The organism is Thermomonas mangrovi (assembly GCF_028201335.1).
Lineage (GTDB): Bacteria > Pseudomonadota > Gammaproteobacteria > Xanthomonadales > Xanthomonadaceae > Thermomonas > Thermomonas mangrovi.
In genome coordinates, this window is sequence record NZ_JAPEVV010000001.1 from 600,770 (window position 1) to 618,789 (window position 18,020).

Consider the following 18,020-nt stretch of genomic DNA (forward strand, 5'->3'; position numbering starts at 1 on the left):
CAGGCACTTGGTTGTCCATGGTCACGGCTGCGCGGGACCTGCCCCGCAACCCCCGCCGGGCTGCCGCCCGGCCGCCTCCGCCTAGCGCGTCGGCTTCTTCTGCTTGCCCGGGCGCGCATCGCGCCCCGACTTGTCCCTCGCCGGGGCGAGCCCCAGCGCCACCCAGTCCGGCACCAGCCGGGCCTTGTCGACGTTGTTGGCGTCGACCACCAGCTCGCTGCCGTCCACGTCGAAGGCGACGGCGTCGCCCTCCACGCGGAGGATTCTGCCCTGCAGGCGGCGGCGGCCGTCCTGCGGCAACTTCAGCGCGACCTTGGCGGACTCGCCGACGAAGCGCGCGAACTGCGCGGCGCCGAACAGCGGGCGATCCAGCCCCGGCGACGACACCTCCAGCGTGTAGTTCCCGCTGATCGGGTCCTCGACGTCGAGCTGGGCCGAGACTTCGCGGCTGACCGCCTCGCAATCCTCGATGCCGACGCTGCGTTCGTCGGCCTCCGCCTGCGGCACGTCGATGTACAGGCGCACCACCGCGCCACCCGGCGCAGGGAGGTATTCGATGCCGAGCAGCTCCAGCCCCATGGCGGCGACCGTGGGTGCGAGCAACGCGGCGATTTCGTCGGCCTTGTCAGTCACGTTGAACCTGTTCGTGGAGTCCCGGAACCCGGAAACGACAAAGGGCCCATTGGGCCCTTTGTCCGATGACGCTGGATTGCGAAACCCGGGAACAACGGGTTCCGCGAGCCCGAGCCCGTGATGCACCCATGCCGGCATCCATCACTGCAACTTGGTAGCGGGGGCAGGATTCGATTACTATCTGACGGCAGAGCCGCTCAGAATCCCCCTCGCAGGGCGCGCATCCTAGACCCTTTGCGGGCTGCCGGCAACCTGAAGCTGAACAGGACGCCGCCCCGGGGTGCGTTGCCCGTCTTGCGTCAGGCGTTCCAGCAGCTTCCGGGGCGGCGTGGCAGCAGAGTGCCACCCAGACAGCCGCCGGTCAGTCAGGCGACGCCATGTCGCAGCGTAGGAGATTTCCGACCCCTACCCTGCCGGCATGAAGAACGAGCGCATGGCCGCATGGGCGGTGAAGAAGGCGGACGCCGTGAAGGCGCGGATCGATGCCCTGCCACGGGCGACGGATTGGCGCGAGCGCCAGCGGATCGCGCAGACCGCGGATCGGCTGCGGCGGGACGAGTCCAGGCTGCGGGCGATGGCGGAACGATACCGAAGCGCGGCATGAGGCCGCGACGATGTAGGTTGCCGCCAGCGGCCGGGCGCCCTGTTTAGATCACGGCACGTTGAACGTCCTGGCGTCGCTGGCTCCGGTCCACCCGGTTTGCCCGGTTACGGTCATCACCGTAGTCCAGGTGGTGTTGTCGTCGGACCACTGCAGCTGGAAATCCTCAGGCGACGCACCCGGGACGTTGTAGCTGCCGCGGATCAGCACCTGCCGAACGTCTGCGGTTGGGCTGCCGACGTGGGATGCGTGGCCGAAGTCGTACTTCCACCACTGCGGGAATGGAGTGGCCGGAAGGTCCGCAAGGAAGCCGCTCGTGTTCGATAGGTCTGTCGCGCGCCATGCCGCGTTGCTGGGATTGACCTCGCGGCTAGCTGACGCGGCACCGCCGACTGTCTGCACGCTCAGCAGGTTAGCGCCCCCAACCGAGCCGCGCAGTTCGATCTCGGTGAAGCCAGCATAGGCCGTACTGGAGTCGGTCGCCGTGATCAGGATTCGCCAGTAGCGATGCGAACTCGAAGCCGCAGCTGGTTGGCCGAAGCGCCGCATCATGGCCCAGGGCTTCACGGCGCGACCGCCGCATACATGCAATAGAGCTTGTCGTCGGCCGAGTTGTACTCGAAGCCGATGCGGTGGCGCTTGCCGGCAGTGGTCGCGGTCGGCAGCGCGGCCATGCGGGTGGCGTATTTGCTGCCCCACGTGAGCGCGCGCGAGGTGCCGTTGTCGATCAGGTCGACCACGAAGCCAGCGCCATCCGCCGGCGTGGTCGCGGGGTTGGCGATGGTCAGCCCAGCAGCAAGCGAGGCCGACGGCCGCACCAGGTCGGTGTCGCCGTCCGGGGTGATGGTGTTCGAGGTGACGGTGCTGGTGATCTTGGGCGCGGCGCTGCTCCCCACCAATGCCGCTCCGCTGGCGCGCTGGTAACCGACGCAGCGCCAGTTGCCAGAGCCCTCGGAGACCATCACGGCGGTGTCGCCCGCGGCCGTGGTGATGTTCGAGCCGGTCGGCAGGATCAGGCTGGTCCCGTTGTGGGTCAGGGTCAGCACACCGTCGAAACACACCACGCGCCGCGTTCCGGCCTGCACCGTGCCGAATGCGGTGATCGGGGTGGTGCCGGTGATGTGCACGAAGTTGCCGGCGACCGCGCCGATGTCGCAGGTACTGGCGGATGCGATGGCGGTCGCGCGGGCTTCGTTGATCGCGGCGGTCATCGCGTGGGTCTTGCCGAGGATCCACGCGAGCAGCGAAGCCAGCGTCATCTTACGGCTGCGCGTGCCTGCGGTCTCGCCGGGCTGCTCGAGCTCCAGCAGGTCGGCATCGGTCAGGGTGCCGTTGGCGCTCAGGTCGCTGATCTTGTAATCGGCCATCGTTTACTCCGTCACGCGGACATCGCCCGCGTCAGTGATGCGGCGGTCGCCGCTGTCGGTGATGCGTGGCCCAGGCGCAACCGGCGCCCCGCCGACGACGTAGAACTCGCCTTGGTGCGCCTGCCAGCTGGCCAGCCCGTTGCGCTGGCTGTAGACCGTGACCTGCACCCATCCATCGGCGGGCGGATCGTAGGTGGCGATCGGCGGCGCATCGATGATCTGCGTTGCCGGAGCGCCCCATGCGTCGCCTGGATCCGCGCGCCAGCGCCACTCCACCACGGTCTGCTGGCCAGCCTCGCGTCCGGTGTCGCCGTCGTCGTAGGCGACCAGCTGGTCGGCCTGCAGCACGCGGTGGTGGTTGTCCCATTTGAGCGTGAGCGCCATCAGTCGATCACCCCGTCAGTCACGCGCGGCTGGATGTTGCGCACCTTGACCATCTTGCCAACGCTGCAACGCAGCAGCATGGCGACGTGGGTGGTCACCCCAGGCGCATTCGTCTCGTCAAGGATCTGCCGCACCCAGGCCTCGCGCTCGGTCCAGTCACCGCGTTGCGGCAGCGAGCCGGTGAATGGCACGTAATCCTGCCCTGGCAGCTTCGTGGCCACGCCGAACGCGGCGCCTCCGAAGGTGTACGTTCCAGTGGCATCGGTGATGGTGCTGTCGTCGTTGCACCACGCAGCGAACATCGCACCGATGTACTTCCCGATCGCATCGGCGCCGACCAGCGGGTCGTCGCAGATCACCCAGCGGTAGGTGAAGTACTCGCTGGTGACGGTCATCGACAGCTCGCCGCCAGACACCGCCATCGTCGGCGCATACGGGCTGGCGCTCGTCGGGTCCGGCCACAGCGTCCAGCCGGTCAGGCCTGCGTCGAAGTCGATGTGGTCCGGGGTCTCCGGGGTCGACGGCGTTGGCACCTCGGTGATGACCAGGTGCGCGTTGTCGACGGTGGCCAGCGATCCGCCCAGCACGCCGGTGTGTTCGACGTAGGGCATGAACGTGACCACCGGGATGGTCCCGGCGCCCAGCATGGAAATGCGCTCGACCACGCGCGTCCACTCGTGCGAGACGGTGACCTCCGCCGGGTAGGTCGCGGCCTCGCTCGCCTCCACGTAGTTGGGGGCGCCGCCGTTGGTCGACACGCCCCAGGCGATGCCGACGCGGGTCACAACGCTTGGGTCGCACTGCACGTCCATCTCGACGGACACGGTGTAGCGCGGGATCGGCGAGATCGGCAGGCTCAGGCGTGCGCCGTAGCAGTAGGCCGCCGCCACGCCGCCGCCGAGGTGGGTCAGCTTGCCGTCCACCAGCGACCATCCGGCGCCCAGCGCACTGCCGTCGCGGTTGCGCCACTGGCCAAGGTCAGCCGGGTCGCCGAAGTCGCCGCCTGGCAGCACGTCGGTGCCCAGCGTGGTCGGCGGAGGGATCGGGTACGGCGCATCGTCTGCGTATCCGCCGTTCGGCCCCGTCGTGGTGTCGGCAGGGGTGCCGTCTGGCGTCAACGGCGGGGGCGTGCTCGGGGTCGTGGTGCCGCCGCCACCGCCACCAGGCGGCGACGGGATCACCGGGCCGCCGACATCGTAGAACGGCGCATCGTTGAGCAGCAGCCCGCCAGGCGGAAGCGGCCGCGCGGCGCGGTGCGCCATCGTGGTCTGGATCAGGGCGGCATCGGCCAGCGGCAGGCGCGCGGACGACGTCCGCGGCAGCACCTTGGCGTCGACGGTCTCGCCGTCGATGTACTGCGTGGTGTCGGCGGCGGCGAAGGCATCGTATGCCCACAGGCGGGTGCCGGACGGCCACGGCTTCGGCACGGTGTCCACGCAGCCGCGGCCGACGGTGATGGTGCTGCCGTCGCCGGCGATCGCATCCACGCGCACCCATTCCGCGTTCTCGTCGCTGCCGATGATCAGCGGCTCGCCGACGTCCAGCCCAGCCATGTCGGTCCACCCGGTGACAGGCAGCACGGTCTGCCCTGGTGCGATGTCGGCGGACAGCGTGCACGACGGGCTGAACAGCCCCTCGGCGGCGTCTGCGTAGGCGGCCGGATCGATGCGGGTGGCCAGGGTAAAGCCGCGGTGATCGTCGTTCGGGCGCACGGCTACGCCGGCGATGTAGCCCGCATCCACCGGCAGTGCCGCAAGGTCGCTCGCGGTCAGGGTGCCGGCCAGGTCGCGATAGGTGGCCTCGAACACCAGCGCCGTCGCAGCCACCGGATCTCCCGGGCTGCCGTCGTCGATATCCGGCAGGCTGCCGGTGCTGCCGACCAGCGGAAGGCTGAAGACGTCCTGCACGCACTTCGCGGTGATGCTGCCGTTCGCGGCGTTGCCGTAGTTGATCTCGTCGGCCACCCGCAGGACCACGTACAGGCCATCGGGGAAGATCTCGCTGGCCGGGTAGTCCAGCACGAAGGGCTCGCCCGGCTCCAGGTCGTCGGCGTCGCGCAGGAAGGCCATGTCGATCCGCCACAGCGGCTGCGTCATGGCGGCCAGGTCGCGGTCTCCGCAGCGCACGGCCAGCGATTCTGTGGGCAGACCGGTCAGACTGTGCGACTTGGACACGATGCGGCCCATCGCCTGCACCGCCGCGGCATCGCGCACCGGGATGGTCGCTTCCTTGAAGGTCTTGTAGTCGGTGTAGGTGACCTGCAGCTCGTTCACGATGTCGGCCGGCGAGGGGCGCTGCAGCGACACGATCCGGCTGTTGCTCGGGGTGAAGACGCGCAGGTCCTCGACATCGTAGTCGTCGCGCAGCAGGCGCAGCTTGTACAGGCCGGTGCGGCGGTCCTTCAGCAGGATCATGCCGGCGTGGTCGCAGACGATGCCGATGAAGTTCTCGATGGTCTCGCGGTTAGACCACTTCAGGTTCAGGCCAAGGCCTTCGGCATAGAGCTGGTCGGCGGCCGCGGTGAAGCTGGCATCGTCGATCACGGCCGTGGGGTAGCCCAGGCAATTCGGATCGGTCAGGCACTGGTAGACGATGTGCGCCGGGTTCATGCAGTAGCGGGCGCCGGTGTCAGTGCCCACGGATGGGTTGTTCTCGCCAACGACATCCATCGGCGCCTGCCACAAGCGCACGGTGCCAAGCGAGGTCGAGATCGGCACCGGGTCCAACGTCCAGCCATATCCGTCCGGAGCATACGGCTCGGTTTCGTCGAGCGTGAGCAGCACGACGTAAAGGTCGTCGGAGTTAAACCGCATCAGTGCGGTTTCGCCAACCTGCCACCCATCATCGACAAGAGCCAGCACAGCGACTTCATTGCTTACGCCGGATACCTTGACGTAGAACAGGCCGGATTCGTTCGGACGCCAGAACCAGAACGCCTCGTCGAGCGCGGTGTAGGACCAGCCATAGGCCTCCGCAATCTCGACGGTGAAGGTCGAGGACGGGCCGAGCGGCGGGGATGTGACCAACGCCCGCTGGCCGAGGTTGTAGCCAAACTCGGCAGGCACGCCAACGCCGCCGCCAGTCGCGCCGCCATCCTCCAACGGAATCGGCGCCTTCTCCGGATACCAGCACTCGCCGTACCAGCCGCCGGTGATGCGCCGGCGCGCCACCGCCCACGGCTTCAGGTAGGGGTTGTTGCTGCACACCTGCCCGCCCTTCCACACCAGCGAGAACAGGCCGCGGTGCGCGGATTGCGGGTCGCCCTGCTGCGCGGTCAGGTAGGCATTCACGCCCTGGTCCGGCGCGCCGAACATGACATCCATCGATCCGACGACGCCGCCTTCCTTCTCGTCGCCGCCGAACAGGTCAGGCGCGTTCACGCTGATGGTGCCGTTCTCGTAGATCGCGCCGGTCCACGCCGTGCGGTCGCCGGCGCGGAACTCGAACATGCAATCGCGCACGGTGATGCCGGCCGCAGTGGGGCCGCGCGACAGGCCGGACACGATGTGCATCGGCATGTAGTACTTGAAGCCGACGGTCTGCGACTTACTCCCCACAGCCTGCCTCCTTGCGTGCGATCGCCAGCGCCTTCTGCGCGAATGCGTCGTTGATGAGCGCCACTCGCTCTTCCGGGATACCGCTACGCGAAAGCTCACGTAGGTCGATCCTGTGCATTGCGCACCATCCACGGATCCCGTTCGCGCAGGTGATCCCTGCGCCTGGCACGGACGCCTGCCGCGCGTGCCGCATGTAGACGCGCAGGCCTGTCACTTCTTGCCCTTCTTGATCGGCTTGTTCGTGAGCGCGCCGTACCAGCCCACCGTCGGCGCTTCGTCCAGCACCTCGCCGAAGATCATGGCGAACGGCGGCCCCATCTGCGCCTGCGGGATGTCGAAGTCCTCCAGTGCGGCGGGCTTCGGCTTCGGCGGCTTGGGCGCCAGCGCGTACTGGATCAGCGAGCTGATCACGAGGATCGCCAGGTCCACCCAGAAGGCACCATGACGCGCCACCGGCTTGCCGTTGAACGTCATCACGCTGCCGTCGGCGTTCAGCACAAAGCGCGGCGGCGCGTGCCCGGCCTGCCATGCCAGCATGGCGATGCCGATGGCGGCGGACAGCGCGAGCGCGCGGAGGGTATTGGTCAGGCTGCGCATGTCAGTAGAGCGGCCCCTGCAGGCCTTCGAAGGGGTTCTTCGTCTTGAAGTGCCAGAGCCCGCCGTAATTCGGCAGGTTGTCGAACTTCGGACCGCAGTGGTCCGGCGTGTTGTTGCAGCCCGCGTGCGCGACCACCGCGGTGCCGTCCGGGATGCGCGCCGGCCACGCCAGGGTCAGGCGGTTGCCGACGTGCGACTTGATCCGCCGCCAGTCCGGGATGCCGCTGGCGTGCGTCCACTGCAGGACGCCGCCATCCAGCCAGCCGTCATCCAGCGCCGCGAACTCGCTGGCCTCGATCCAGTTGCCGCCGCTGTCGTCGACGGTTCCTGCGGTGGCGAACGGGCCTTCCGGGTCCAGCGGGATGCCGCAATCCGCGGAGTAGATGCTGTGCCCGCAATGGCGCTGCACGACGCGGTGCAAACCCACGCCCTTCATGGCGTTGATGCCGCTGGCCAGCATGATCTCGGCGGTGGCGCCGCCGCTGAAGGAGACGTTGCCGACGTGCCCGGTCCAGGACTCGCGCATCTCCGATTCACCGAAGTGCGCGTCATACAGGATGCAGAGCATCGTCGCGGCCGGCGGCGCCTGCAGCCAGAGCTGGGCGATGGGGAACGTGGCCGGCACGGTCAGCCGCAGGTCGTTGCGGTTGATCTCGCTGGCCTGGACGATGGCCGGAAAGGTGATCGGCCACGGGTCCCACGTGTGCCCGCCGGCGGTCTGCGCGGTGTCGGCCGCGCACACCCGCAGCGCATAGCTGCCGCAGGCGAACAGGGCCGCATTGAACGGCCGGCCTTCGTTGAAGCTCTGCTCTCGCCCGTCAAACGTCACGACGCACCGCCTTGAAGGTCATCGCGCAGTCGACGGTCTCGCCCGTCCACCACGCCAGTTCGAAGATGTCGCTGTCGCTGCGGACCAGCTGCAGGAAGCTGATGCGCTTGATGTCGGCCACGGCCACCGCGGCACCCAGCGCGCTGTCGATGGTCAGCAGTTCGGTGCCGTCGCCGGGCGCGGCGCAGGCGGTGATGCGGCGGTGGTAGACCGCCCCGCCCCACGTCTCGATGCGGATGTCGCGGCGGTTCAGCGCCATCGCAACGTCGAGGGTGTAGTTGCAGGCCGCCACGGTGATCTGCGTGGCACTGCTGCCGATGTTCGCCACCACCCGCAGGTCCTGCTGGTAGGTCGGAAACCAGAGCACGCCGCGCATTCCGTCCAGCCAGTAGATCAGCGACCGAAGCTCGGCGGCTTCCTCGCGCCCCTCGGCGGTGACCATGACCGACTGCGTGGGGATGGCCAGCTCGGCGATGTCGAACACTGCGGGGATACCGAGGTCGTCGTCGAAGCTGTCCAGCACGCGGCCGACGCCAGATTCAGGCTCGTTCGCACGCGGGCACAGGCTGAACACCGGGAGTCCGCGGTAGGTGGTCGACGGGGCGACCGACGCGAACGGATTGGCCTGTGCGCACACCAGCCGCGCGGTGCCGAACGCATCGCCGGTGGTGAATGCCTGCGTTGTCCACGGGCCGTCGAAGCGCGCCACCACCGCCGGATAGACCATGCTGCCGGCTGGCCACGTCCGCGTGGTCGGTTCGACCGTCAGGCCGCTGCCGTCCACCGCGGTCACTTCCAGCAGCTCGGACTCGGTCGCGTCGTCGCCGACGATCACCGCGAACCCGGGCACGAACTCCCGGTCGCTGGTGTCGATCGCCACCGCCGTGCTGCCGGACGGCAGGCTGGCGCCAAGCGCGACGCCATCCACCCATACGGGGAGCTGCCAGCGGCCACCGCCGTTCCCGAAGGCCCGCGACGCCATGAACCGGCGCACGTCATCCTCGAGGAACATTTCATACTCGAACAGCCGGCGCGGGGTGTAGCGCGTCCCGCGCAGCTGCTCGCTGGCGTCCTGGGCATCCAGCACGTCGGTGCGGAAGATCAGCCGTTCCATCAGCGCGCCGTCGCCATCGTTCGGGCAGACGCTGAACACAGGCAGGGTCGCCTCGTCAGCCAAGGATCAGCTCCTTGAACATGCCGGGGTTCTCGCCGACGTGCTTGATCATCGCGTCGCGCCCTTCCGGACCACTCAGCAGAGCGCGCGCGTCGCGCATGTTGTCCACGAGGATGATTCGCTGCCGGCGGTTGTTGGCCTTGGCCGGAGCACCGCGGCGCATGGCATCCACCACGCCGGGGCCGCCGGCGCGGGCCACGTCACCCTTCGACCAGATCACCTCGCCGCGGTGGGCGACGCCCGCCACCTCGTTCATGCCGCCAGGGCCGGTGTAGCCGCCCAAGGCGAACGGCTTGAAGCCGCCCGGGAAGGCGGCCAGCAGGCCGCTGCCGAGCGTGGACCCGCCAGCACCGGCGCCCATGAGCGATCCGCTCCAACCGCCTGCACCGCCACCGAACAGGCTGCCGAGGAAGCTGAAGAATCCGCCGCCGAACATGCCGCCGCTGGAGCTTCCAGACTGCCCGAGGATCTGCTCGATCAGGCGCCGGCTGGCGAGGTCGATCAGTGCGTCCGTGAAGTTCAGCACCGCATCGGTCATCGCGTCCCAGAGGCTCGCGCCGTGCGCCAGGTCCTGCAGGAATCCGCGGGCGGAATCGCGCGCCGCGTCCATCGCGAAGATCTGGTCGCCCATCAACTGGCTCTGCTGCTGCAGCATCTCGGTCTCGGCGATGATCGACTGGCGCATCGAGTCCGTGATGCCGGCGCCGGCCTGCTTCAGCCGGTTGTAGATCTCGAGCTGCTCATTCGTCATGCCGAGGGTCTCGGCCTCGGCACGGATGGCATCGATCGCATCCTGGTAGCCGCGCTGCGCGTCATCGCGTGCGCGCTTCTCGGCTTCCGCCTGCTCGATCGCCTTCTCCTTCGCGTCGTACAGCGCGGCCTCGGCGACCAGCGCGGCCTTCAGCTTCGGATCGAGGTCACGGAAGCGGCCGTTTTCGACCTCCCATTGCGTCCGCGCGGCCTCGGTTTCCAGCCCCATCAGGCCGACCCGCTCGCGCATGGTGTCCAGCGTGCGCAGGTATTCGTCGTTCAGCGCCTTGGCGGCCTTCTGCTCCTCGGTCAGCTCGTCCTTCTTCGGCTTGGCTCCGGACTTCTTCGAAGTGGCAGCACCGCCGAGCGCGGCCTGCAGGCGACGACGCATCGCGTCAGATTCACGACTCGCTGCAGCCGCATCCTGCGACGTGCGGAACATTCCGGTCGGCTCTGGATCGATGCCAGCAAACAATACCTTCGGAGCGGACTTGGAAGGCGCAGGCGCACTACCCCACGTCTCCTTCATCGACTGGAGAAAGAGCGCGGAATTGGCCTTGCCACGATTGAAGGCACCGCTTACCGAACCATCTGCCAATCCGAGCGTTCCGATGTTCCGGTAAAGCTCATACATGGCAGAGCCCTGTTCGATCGCGGCTGCGGCCGTGATTCCGAGGGTCCTGGCAGCGTTTGCAGTGACAGTCATGACGCTTCCGACCGCAGACATCACAGTCGCAAGTCCCTCGCCAAAACTGCGAAGGTTGTCGGTTTCCTTAGACGCGGCCACCATGTCGCCGGTCATCTGGTTCAACTGCGGCAGCATCCCGCTGGCGATCTCCATCGCCGCGCCGCTGACGCTGGTCTGCATCCGGGTGATGTTGTCGTTGAACTCCTCGGCAGCCTTGCCGGTGTCGGTCGACAGCGTCGCGCCCAGCTTGTCCGATTCCGCGAACAGCTCGCGCATCGCGCCAGAGCCGTCCTTGATCAGCGGGATCATCTCCTGGAACGACCGGCCGAACAGGGCGAAGCCTGCCGCCATCGCCTCGGGCGATCCGTCCAGCGCCTTGAACCGGTCGGCGAACTCCAGCAGCACGTCGCTGGCAGGGCGCAGCGAACCGTCGACGTTCTTCGCGCTGATGCCCAGCGCATCGAAGACCCGGGCCTGCTCGCTGGTGTCCTTCAGCGATGCGGCCTGAGCCTTCGTGAGCTTGCCCATCGAGGAGACCAGCGTCTCCATCTGCACGTCCGCCAGGCTGCCGGCGTACACCAGCCGGCTGAATGCCTCGGTGGGCATCTGGACCTTCTGGGCAGCCTTCGACACCTCGTCCATCCGGTCCACGGTGGACTTCAGCGCGACACCAGCCGCCAGCAGGCCGGCACCCAATGCGGCGCCGATGGCGTTGCCAGCCTTCCGGAACGCGGCATCGATCTCTTTCGCGCGACGCTCCGCGACCTTCGCCGCCCGCCCGACGTCGGTCTCGAAGGTGCCCGTCTGCATCTGCAGGCGGACGATGATGCTGCCGAGGCTCATGCGGGTTTGCTCCGGATCACGCGCGCAGGGCGCAGGCGGCGGGGTTTCAGGGACTTCTTCGGGTCAGGCGACAGGAAGTCGAGCGCGGCCGAATAGGCGTCCTTGCCGCCGTGGACGCTGGCGATCAGGGCGGCCGGCTTGTAGATGCGGTGCAGGTCGTCCAGCGGGTAGATCAGGTTCCACTGCCGCCAGAACTCGAGCTCGTCCGGCATCAGGACCTCGGACAGCTCGCCGATGGTCCGACCGAAGCGCAGGGCGAGGATTCCCCACAGCCACTCCTCGCCTTGCGCGGCTAGGCGTTTCCCAGCTCGGGGTCAGCCTCGCCCGTGTTCACTTCCTGGAAGACCCGGATCAGCTCGCGCAGCAGGTCCGCGTCGAGGGTCTTCAGCTCGTCGTAGGTCGTCGCCGGCTTGCCATCCGCATCGCAGATGGACTTCGCCAGCGCGGTGAAGCCGGCCTGTGCACGGACGGCGATGTCGTCGGACATCTGCTCCGCGTGGAAGTGACGCAGGTCCAGCGCCGGAAGGCGCTTGACCCACACCTCGTCCTTCTCGCCGCGCACGGTGATGTCCTTGCGCTGCACCTTGGGGGTGGCCTTGTACTTCTTGAAGTCGATCATGGTGTTCTCGCCTTGGGGGTGGGCGCGGGAACGGAGGCGAGGCCGCCCACAGACCGCCCGAAGATCGGTGATCGCCTAAGCCGTTACGGCTTCCAGATCGTCTGCTGCGACTGCGGCATGAAGGTGAAGCTGCCCATGACGTCCTGGCCCTCGGCGAAGTCGAAGGACACGGCGGACACGTAGCAGCTGCCCACGGTGCAGGTGCGGGTCCAGGACGGGCCGGTGCCAGGGGCGACGAACGCGCCGCCGCTGATCGTCGGATCGGCGGTGCCGTCCGACCAGCCGACCGCGTACAGGATCTCGGGGTTCGGTTCGCCCTCCTCCGACAGCGCCAGCAGGAACTGGTGCGCCTCGGAACCCTTCGTGACGCGGAACTGGATCGTCGGGTTGTTCAGCTTGCGCTTGCCGGGCTTGGACTTGCCGACGGTCTCGTTCAGGCACGAACTGTCGCGCTCGCCGGCCGAGAAGCCGAAGCCGGACATGCCGGTCGGGCAGTCGAACGCGAGCACGGTGGAACCGTCGAGGGACAGGTACAGCTCACTGCCCTCGCTATCGAAGATGTCATCAGCCATTTGGGTTTCCTCTGAGGGTAGGAGCCTGCCGGGCAGGCATGAAAAAGCCCGCGCGAGGCGGGCTTGTGGCGCTGCCTTGCGGCGGCTATCGGTTCCGGAACACGTCCACGGTGAAGGTGTACCGGTAGAGCTTCGAATCAGGGTCGCGCCCCAGCGACTGCGGGCCGCTGGTCATCCTGCCGATCGCCTCCATCGCATCGCGGGCGGCGACCAGCAGCGCATCGGACTGCGCGCGGTCTGCGCTGAACACGTCGACCGCGACGCTGTAGCGGTCGGCCGGAGGCGTGCTGGCCAGGTGGTTCGCCGGAACGGTCGCCAGCAGCGTCCACACGACGTAGGGCGCCACAGGGGCGTCGCCCGCATAGTCGCGATGGATCCGGGTGCCGGCGATCGCTGCCAGCGGAGCATGGCCGGACAGCGCCGGATAGACGATGTCCGCGATCACTTCGCCGCCACCTTGCGCTCCAGGCGCTCGATTGCCTTCAGGGTGGTGTCGGTCATCACCTTCAGCGCCTCGCCCTTCTTCGCATGGAACGCCGGGCGCGCCCAGGGCATCGCCTTGCGCTTCGAGGTGCCGTATTCCAGCATCTTGCCGACCGTGGCCACGCCGATCCCGCTTGGGGTCTTCTCGGTGACCGGATACCGCGCCCGCTTGGGCACGGTCACGATGTAGGTCTCGCCCTTCATCCCGTCGCGGCGCGCCTTCGCCCGTAGCGACTTGATCGACTTCTCCAGCAGGCCGGTGGACTCGTCGCCGCCGCCCTTGTTCGGGGTGGCCACGATCCTGCCCACGTTCGCCTGCATTTCCTTGCGGATGACGTTCGCGCCAGCACGAACGCCAGCACCGACCGGACCGCCGCGCTTCGACGCCTCGGCACCCAGCGCCTTCAGGCGGCGCACCACGTCGTCGAGGCCTTGGATGGTGACGGTATCACTCGACATTGAAGTCGTCCTCCTCCGCCACGAGCAGGATCAGCCACCGGCGTGCTGTCTCGTCTGGCATTGGCCTCGCCTTGATCTCGAATGCACGCCCATCCCACAGCACGCGGTCGCCGGCGGTGATCGCCGCGGTGCCAGCGTGCAGGCGAACGGTGAACCGTCCGGTCACAGTCGCGCGTGTGGCCTCGCTCGCCAGGTACTCGCGCCCCGGCCCGGCCTTCCAGTCCGCGGGCTCGTTCGCGATCCGGTTCGTCCAGCCTTCCGTGGGGTAGCCCGTGCCGGTGTCAACCGTGGCGGTCTTCCGCTGAACGGTGATCCGGTGGCGCAGCGCCTGCGGGTTCATACGCCGAGGTTCATCCGGTAGGGCCATGCCAGCGTCGCCGCAGCATCGCGGTAGCGTTCCGCCGATCCGTTCTCGCCCTCGTAGTCCGCTTGCACCCGCAGGATGATCGCGTCCTTCAGCGGCTGGGGGATCGCGTCACCTGGCGCGGTGGTGAACTCGACCAGGTGCGTGCAGTAGTCGCTGCCGACGATCCGGTTCGTGTCCGCGTCGTAGGTGAAGTCGTCGCCCTCGGCCAGCGTCGTCCAGGTGATCCCGTCCGATTCAAGCCCGGCGATGGAGTCCAGCGTGGCAGGCCACAGCGGCAGCAGCTTCAGCTTGCCGCTGTAGCGATAGGAGGCAGCCGCCAGCGCGCGACCGGTGAACTGCTCGATGAACTCGCGCGCCGAGGTGATCAGGCTGGACAGCAGTGCATCGTCCGACGAATGGGTGACGCGCAGCTGGGCCTTCACGTCGGCGACGGAGACCGGTTCACCGGTTGCAGCCGCGGTTGCGATCAGCATGGGCTCAGGCCTTCCGGTGCGCCGCGACCGCGTTCGGATGCGGATCGATGACGCCAGTCCGCACCAGGGTGGCGGCCAGATCGGCGTCGAACGTCTTCACCTCGCCGCACTTGCCGTGCTCGCAGTCGACCAGAACCAGCGCCTCGATGTCGCCGTTCTTCGCCGCGGACTTCGCTGCCGGCTTCTTCGTGTTCGCCATCTTCGTGCCCTCGAAAGAATGGGCGGCACGAGGCCGCCCATTCGGGTTGCTGCATCAGGTTGCGCTGCTGATCAGGTCGCGCTGTTCTGGTAGTACTTCACCGTCGCGCCGGACACGTCGAGCAGGTTGCCGCCCGCGCGCTGCCACGCGAGGAAGCCGACCTGGCCGAGCTTCGTGTAGACCGAATCGGTGAACCGGAACACCTGGGCCGCCATGACGTCGCGGATGCGGTAGTTGTTCAGGCGACCGAACAGGATCGACTTCGCGTTCGCCGCCATCGTGGCGATGTCCTGGTTGATGTAGATCGGACGGCCCAGCAGGGTCGACGGTGCAGATCCCGGGGAGCCGGTCTCGTAGCCCGGCACGAAGATCGGACGGCCCTGGGTGTCCTTCAGCTTGCGGATCACCTTCAGGCTGGCGTCGTTCATCATGAAGCCGACGCCCGGCGCGTTGCGGTAGGCCGGATCGACCGAATGTTCCAGGTCGACCAGATCGTCGTAGATCACGGTCGTGGTCTGGCCGGTGGTGCCGACCTTGCCCGATGCGGCGCCGGTCACGATGCCGCGCGGCTGCGAGGTGCCGGTGCCGGTGGTGAAGTAGGTGTTCTGCACGCGGCCCAGGCGCTCGGCCAGCAGCGCGATCACCACGGCCTCGATGTCGACCTGCGAGTCCTGCAGCAGCTCGATCGGAACCGTGACCACCTTCGAGCTGAACTTGTACGTGTTCAGCGACACGGTGCCGAACGCTGCATCCTGGGCGGTGGCCGTGGTGTTCTCGGCGATCAGTTCGCCGGTGTTGCCGGTATCGTCCATCGACGGCCAGCTCATGGGATTGCCCTGGCCGGTGGCGAACACGGTGGCCGCGTCACGCATGCCGCCGAACTGCTTCATCGCCTTGATCAGCTCCGAAGCGACGCTGGTCTCGACGGTGTAGCCACCCTCGGAACCGGTGCCGGTCGACATGGTGTTCCGGACGGCCGTCCACTCCGCAGCGGTCAGCGCCTGGTCGCCGCCACGCATCCACTTCGCGAACATCGGGCTGCGCGCGGCAGCGGCAGCCGGCGCATCGCCGACGGTCACGCCGGCGTCGCGGGCTGCGTTCTCGACGTCCAGGGCTGCGACCGATTCCATCCGGCGGATCTCCGCGCGGACGTTCTCGATCTCGCCCATCTTGTCCTCGTAGGTGGCCTGGTGTTCGGCGTTCCACGTCGCGCCCGGGTTCTGGTCGACGATGTTCTTCACTTCGCGGGCCAGTGCGTCATGACGCTCCCGCAGAGCCTGGATCGACTTGCTCATGGTTGTTTCCTCGTTTGGAAATGAAAAACCCAGCGGATGCGGGGTTCGGGGGCCAGCGCGGGAGCGATTCCTACGCGGGATTCAGTGCGGCGACTTCGACCTGGCGCAGTCGGTGCGCGTGGTCGGCCTCCGCGTTCGTGGTGTCCGTGTCGTCCGTCTCGGCCACCGGCTCGAGTTCGGGCTCGGGTTCGGCGCCGGCTTTCGGCGCGTTCGCGTATGCCGCGACGTTCCACGCTGCTCGGGCCTTCGCAGCGTCGCCATCGGCAATGCGGTCGGCGAATCCGTGCGCGACAGCTTCGTCGGCGGTGAACCACGTCTCGGCGTTCATCCAGTCGACCACCTGCTCGCGGTCGGCTGACACGCGGCGCGCGTAGTCATCCTGGATCGCGCCGTCGATCTTCATCAGCAGCGATGCGGTGTCGGTCATCACACGGTTGTCGCCAGCGGCCAGGGTCCAGCCGTTGTGGATCATGATCATCGCGCCCTGCGTGATCTCGACCTCGTCGCAGTGCATCAGGATGAAGCTGGCCGCCGATGCGGCCCAGCCGTCGACGTGGCCGATCTTCTTCGCCGGATGCGCGTCCATCGCGGCGCAGATCGCTCGACCGTCGAACACGTCGCCACCCGGCGAATTGAACCGGAAGTGGATCGTCCCGACGCCGCGCAGCGCGTTGAGGTCAGCGGCGAACTGCAGCGCGGTGATGCCGCCATCAGTCCACCAGTCGTAGCCGATGACGTCGTACAGGTAGATCGTCGCCTCGTTCTCGGCATTCTCGATCCGGTAGGCGCGCGGAGCGGCCTTGTTCTGTGCCTGCAGCGCGAGCAGGCGGGTATGCGGGCGGGTCATGCGTCTGGCTCCAGATGTTCATCCGGCGCGGCCGGCTTCGGGTTGTCGGGCTTCGCGGCCTTGCCCGGATCGAACAGGACGTCGCCGCCGGGCAGCGCCGGCAGGTTCTTCAGGCGTCGCACTTCGTTGACGGTCATCCAGCCAAGCGCGCCCGGTCCGCCCAGCGCCTTGCCGAAGTATTCGGCCTGGGCCTTGCTGTCGCCTTCCATGTGACCGTCGACGTTGAACTCGAGGAACACCGCATCGCGGATCGGGAACAGCTTCCGATTCATTTCCTGCTGCCAGCGCGTCAGGTGCGGTCGAACCGCGTACTTCAGGAAGCCGAGTCCCATCTGCTCGATGCCGGTTCCCCATGCCGTCACGTTCGCGGAGCCGATCATGTGCGGCGGAATGCCGAACGCTCGTGCGATGTCCTCGACCCCGTAGCGGCGCGATTCCAGCAGCTGCGCGTCGACCGAGGTCATCGACAGTTCGGAGACGTCCAGTCCTTCGGTCAGGATCAGCGGAATCTTGCTGTGTCCGACGCCGCTTCCGTACTTCGCGACCCATGCATGGCGGAATTCATCCTGCATGTCCCGCGTCATCGTCTTGCCCGCAGGCACCTTCACCGCGTACTGCACCGACGCGCCGCCTGCGAACGTCGCGCCTGCGTGTTCGTCCGCCTTGATCGCGATGCCGATTGCCTGCTTCGCGCCCCACTGGATCACCGACATGCCGTGCACACCGTTGAACCCGAAGCCGGAGAAATGCAGGACATCGTCCTGGGTCGCGGTGAAGTATCCCCACGTCCCATCGGCCAGCTGGTCGTAGATCCGATACAGCAGGCGATCGCCGACGCGGATGATGTCGACATTGCTACGCGGCACCGGGATGACATCGGTCACCCGTGCCGAGTAGCGGTTCGCCCGCACCATGTACGCGATGCCGTCACCACGCAGCAGCGACTGCATGGTGATGAATTCCCAGAACGTCGCCGCACTGAATCGACCGCACGGCTGTTCGTTGAACAGCCACCAGTAGTCGTGCCCGTTCGCGCTTTCGCGACCGTCATCAGTGCGCCGGTAGAAGCTGCACGGCGTCGTCGCCACCGCGCCCGCCAGAAGGCGGACGCCGGCATAGACCGCAGACACCCGCATCGCGGTCGATTCGTTCACCACCGCACCGGATACGCTGGGGTATTCGCCGAAGATCTCGCCCATGCGGACGGCATCCGAGGACGGGACGTCGGCGTATTCGAGCTGGTTGTGCACGGCGATGGCGCGATCCATCGCGACCGCTGCAGA

21 protein-coding genes are annotated in these 18,020 nt (G+C 67.6%); 1 reads left to right on the forward strand and 20 read right to left on the reverse strand.

Features of this window, described 5'->3' with window-relative positions:
• Window positions 1-81: 81 nt before the first annotated feature.
• Window positions 82-633: a ribosome maturation factor RimP gene (gene rimP, locus ON759_RS02845; protein WP_271678827.1), complete on the reverse strand. Its 552-nt coding sequence runs from the start codon at window positions 631-633 to the stop codon at window positions 82-84.
• Window positions 634-1,051: 418 nt separating this feature from the next.
• Between rimP and ON759_RS02850 the strand changes: the two genes are divergently transcribed.
• Window positions 1,052-1,237: a hypothetical protein gene (locus ON759_RS02850; protein ID WP_271678828.1), complete on the forward strand. Its 186-nt coding sequence runs from the start codon at window positions 1,052-1,054 to the stop codon at window positions 1,235-1,237.
• A gap of 48 nt (window positions 1,238-1,285) precedes the next feature.
• Here the strand turns inward: ON759_RS02850 and ON759_RS02855 are convergent, their stop codons facing one another.
• The 19 genes from ON759_RS02855 to ON759_RS02945 form a co-directional block, all read right to left on the reverse strand.
• Window positions 1,286-1,801 (reverse strand): galactose-binding domain-containing protein, encoded by a 516-nt coding sequence (locus ON759_RS02855; protein ID WP_271678829.1) that lies wholly within the window; start codon window positions 1,799-1,801, stop codon window positions 1,286-1,288.
• The gene (locus tag ON759_RS02860; protein ID WP_271678830.1) at window positions 1,798-2,601 is read right to left on the reverse strand and encodes a hypothetical protein; all 804 of its coding nucleotides are present in this window, start codon (window positions 2,599-2,601) and stop codon (window positions 1,798-1,800) included. Before ON759_RS02860 ends, ON759_RS02855 begins: the two co-directional genes overlap by 4 nt.
• A 3-nt stretch (window positions 2,602-2,604) precedes the next feature.
• Window positions 2,605-2,985, reverse strand: coding sequence for a hypothetical protein (locus tag ON759_RS02865; protein ID WP_271678831.1), 381 nt, complete (start codon window positions 2,983-2,985; stop codon window positions 2,605-2,607).
• Window positions 2,985-6,542 (reverse strand): phage tail protein, encoded by a 3,558-nt coding sequence (locus ON759_RS02870; RefSeq protein ID WP_271678832.1) that lies wholly within the window; start codon window positions 6,540-6,542, stop codon window positions 2,985-2,987. The genes ON759_RS02865 and ON759_RS02870 overlap by 1 nt, the downstream gene beginning before the upstream one ends.
• 210 nt (window positions 6,543-6,752) lie before the next feature.
• Window positions 6,753-7,139, reverse strand: coding sequence for a hypothetical protein (locus ON759_RS02875; protein WP_271678833.1), 387 nt, complete (start codon window positions 7,137-7,139; stop codon window positions 6,753-6,755).
• Window position 7,140: 1 nt separating this feature from the next.
• Entirely contained in the window at window positions 7,141-7,968 is an 828-nt protein-coding gene (locus tag ON759_RS13930) for a phage BR0599 family protein (protein WP_271678834.1), read from the reverse strand.
• The gene (locus ON759_RS02885; RefSeq protein ID WP_271678835.1) at window positions 7,958-9,145 is read right to left on the reverse strand and encodes a hypothetical protein; all 1,188 of its coding nucleotides are present in this window, start codon (window positions 9,143-9,145) and stop codon (window positions 7,958-7,960) included. The genes ON759_RS13930 and ON759_RS02885 overlap by 11 nt, the downstream gene beginning before the upstream one ends.
• Window positions 9,138-11,423 carry a hypothetical protein gene (locus ON759_RS02890; RefSeq protein ID WP_271678836.1) on the reverse strand — a complete coding sequence of 762 codons (2,286 nt, stop codon included), beginning with the start codon at window positions 11,421-11,423 and terminating at the stop codon, window positions 9,138-9,140. The genes ON759_RS02885 and ON759_RS02890 overlap by 8 nt, the downstream gene beginning before the upstream one ends.
• Complete coding sequence (locus ON759_RS02895; RefSeq protein WP_271678837.1) at window positions 11,420-11,635, reverse strand: hypothetical protein; 216 nt, start codon at window positions 11,633-11,635, stop codon at window positions 11,420-11,422. Before ON759_RS02895 ends, ON759_RS02890 begins: the two co-directional genes overlap by 4 nt.
• Before the next feature lie 80 nt (window positions 11,636-11,715).
• Entirely contained in the window at window positions 11,716-12,042 is a 327-nt protein-coding gene (locus ON759_RS02900; protein WP_271678838.1) for a phage tail assembly chaperone family protein, TAC, read from the reverse strand.
• Window positions 12,043-12,125: 83 nt separating this feature from the next.
• Window positions 12,126-12,614 carry a phage tail tube protein gene (locus ON759_RS02905; protein ID WP_271678839.1) on the reverse strand — a complete coding sequence of 163 codons (489 nt, stop codon included), beginning with the start codon at window positions 12,612-12,614 and terminating at the stop codon, window positions 12,126-12,128.
• An 85-nt stretch (window positions 12,615-12,699) separates the two neighbouring features.
• Window positions 12,700-13,059 (reverse strand): tail completion protein gp17, encoded by a 360-nt coding sequence (gp17, locus tag ON759_RS02910; RefSeq protein WP_271678840.1) that lies wholly within the window; start codon window positions 13,057-13,059, stop codon window positions 12,700-12,702.
• A complete protein-coding gene (locus ON759_RS02915; protein ID WP_271678841.1) occupies window positions 13,056-13,556 on the reverse strand; it encodes an HK97-gp10 family putative phage morphogenesis protein in 501 nt (166 codons plus the stop codon). Before ON759_RS02915 ends, gp17 begins: the two co-directional genes overlap by 4 nt.
• Window positions 13,546-13,896 (reverse strand): head-tail adaptor protein, encoded by a 351-nt coding sequence (locus ON759_RS02920; RefSeq protein ID WP_271678842.1) that lies wholly within the window; start codon window positions 13,894-13,896, stop codon window positions 13,546-13,548. Before ON759_RS02920 ends, ON759_RS02915 begins: the two co-directional genes overlap by 11 nt.
• Complete coding sequence (locus tag ON759_RS02925) at window positions 13,893-14,396, reverse strand: head-tail connector protein (RefSeq protein WP_271678843.1); 504 nt, start codon at window positions 14,394-14,396, stop codon at window positions 13,893-13,895. Before ON759_RS02925 ends, ON759_RS02920 begins: the two co-directional genes overlap by 4 nt.
• A gap of 4 nt (window positions 14,397-14,400) precedes the next feature.
• Window positions 14,401-14,595 carry a hypothetical protein gene (locus tag ON759_RS02930; RefSeq protein WP_271678844.1) on the reverse strand — a complete coding sequence of 65 codons (195 nt, stop codon included), beginning with the start codon at window positions 14,593-14,595 and terminating at the stop codon, window positions 14,401-14,403.
• A gap of 71 nt (window positions 14,596-14,666) precedes the next feature.
• Window positions 14,667-15,890, reverse strand: a complete 1,224-nt coding sequence (locus ON759_RS02935) for a phage major capsid protein (RefSeq protein WP_271678845.1) — start codon at window positions 15,888-15,890, stop codon at window positions 14,667-14,669.
• Between the two features lie 70 nt (window positions 15,891-15,960).
• Window positions 15,961-16,737 carry a head maturation protease, ClpP-related gene (locus ON759_RS02940; RefSeq protein ID WP_271678846.1) on the reverse strand — a complete coding sequence of 259 codons (777 nt, stop codon included), beginning with the start codon at window positions 16,735-16,737 and terminating at the stop codon, window positions 15,961-15,963.
• The gene (locus ON759_RS02945) at window positions 16,734-18,005 is read right to left on the reverse strand and encodes a phage portal protein (RefSeq protein ID WP_271678847.1); all 1,272 of its coding nucleotides are present in this window, start codon (window positions 18,003-18,005) and stop codon (window positions 16,734-16,736) included. Before ON759_RS02945 ends, ON759_RS02940 begins: the two co-directional genes overlap by 4 nt.
• Window positions 18,006-18,020 lie beyond the last annotated feature (15 nt).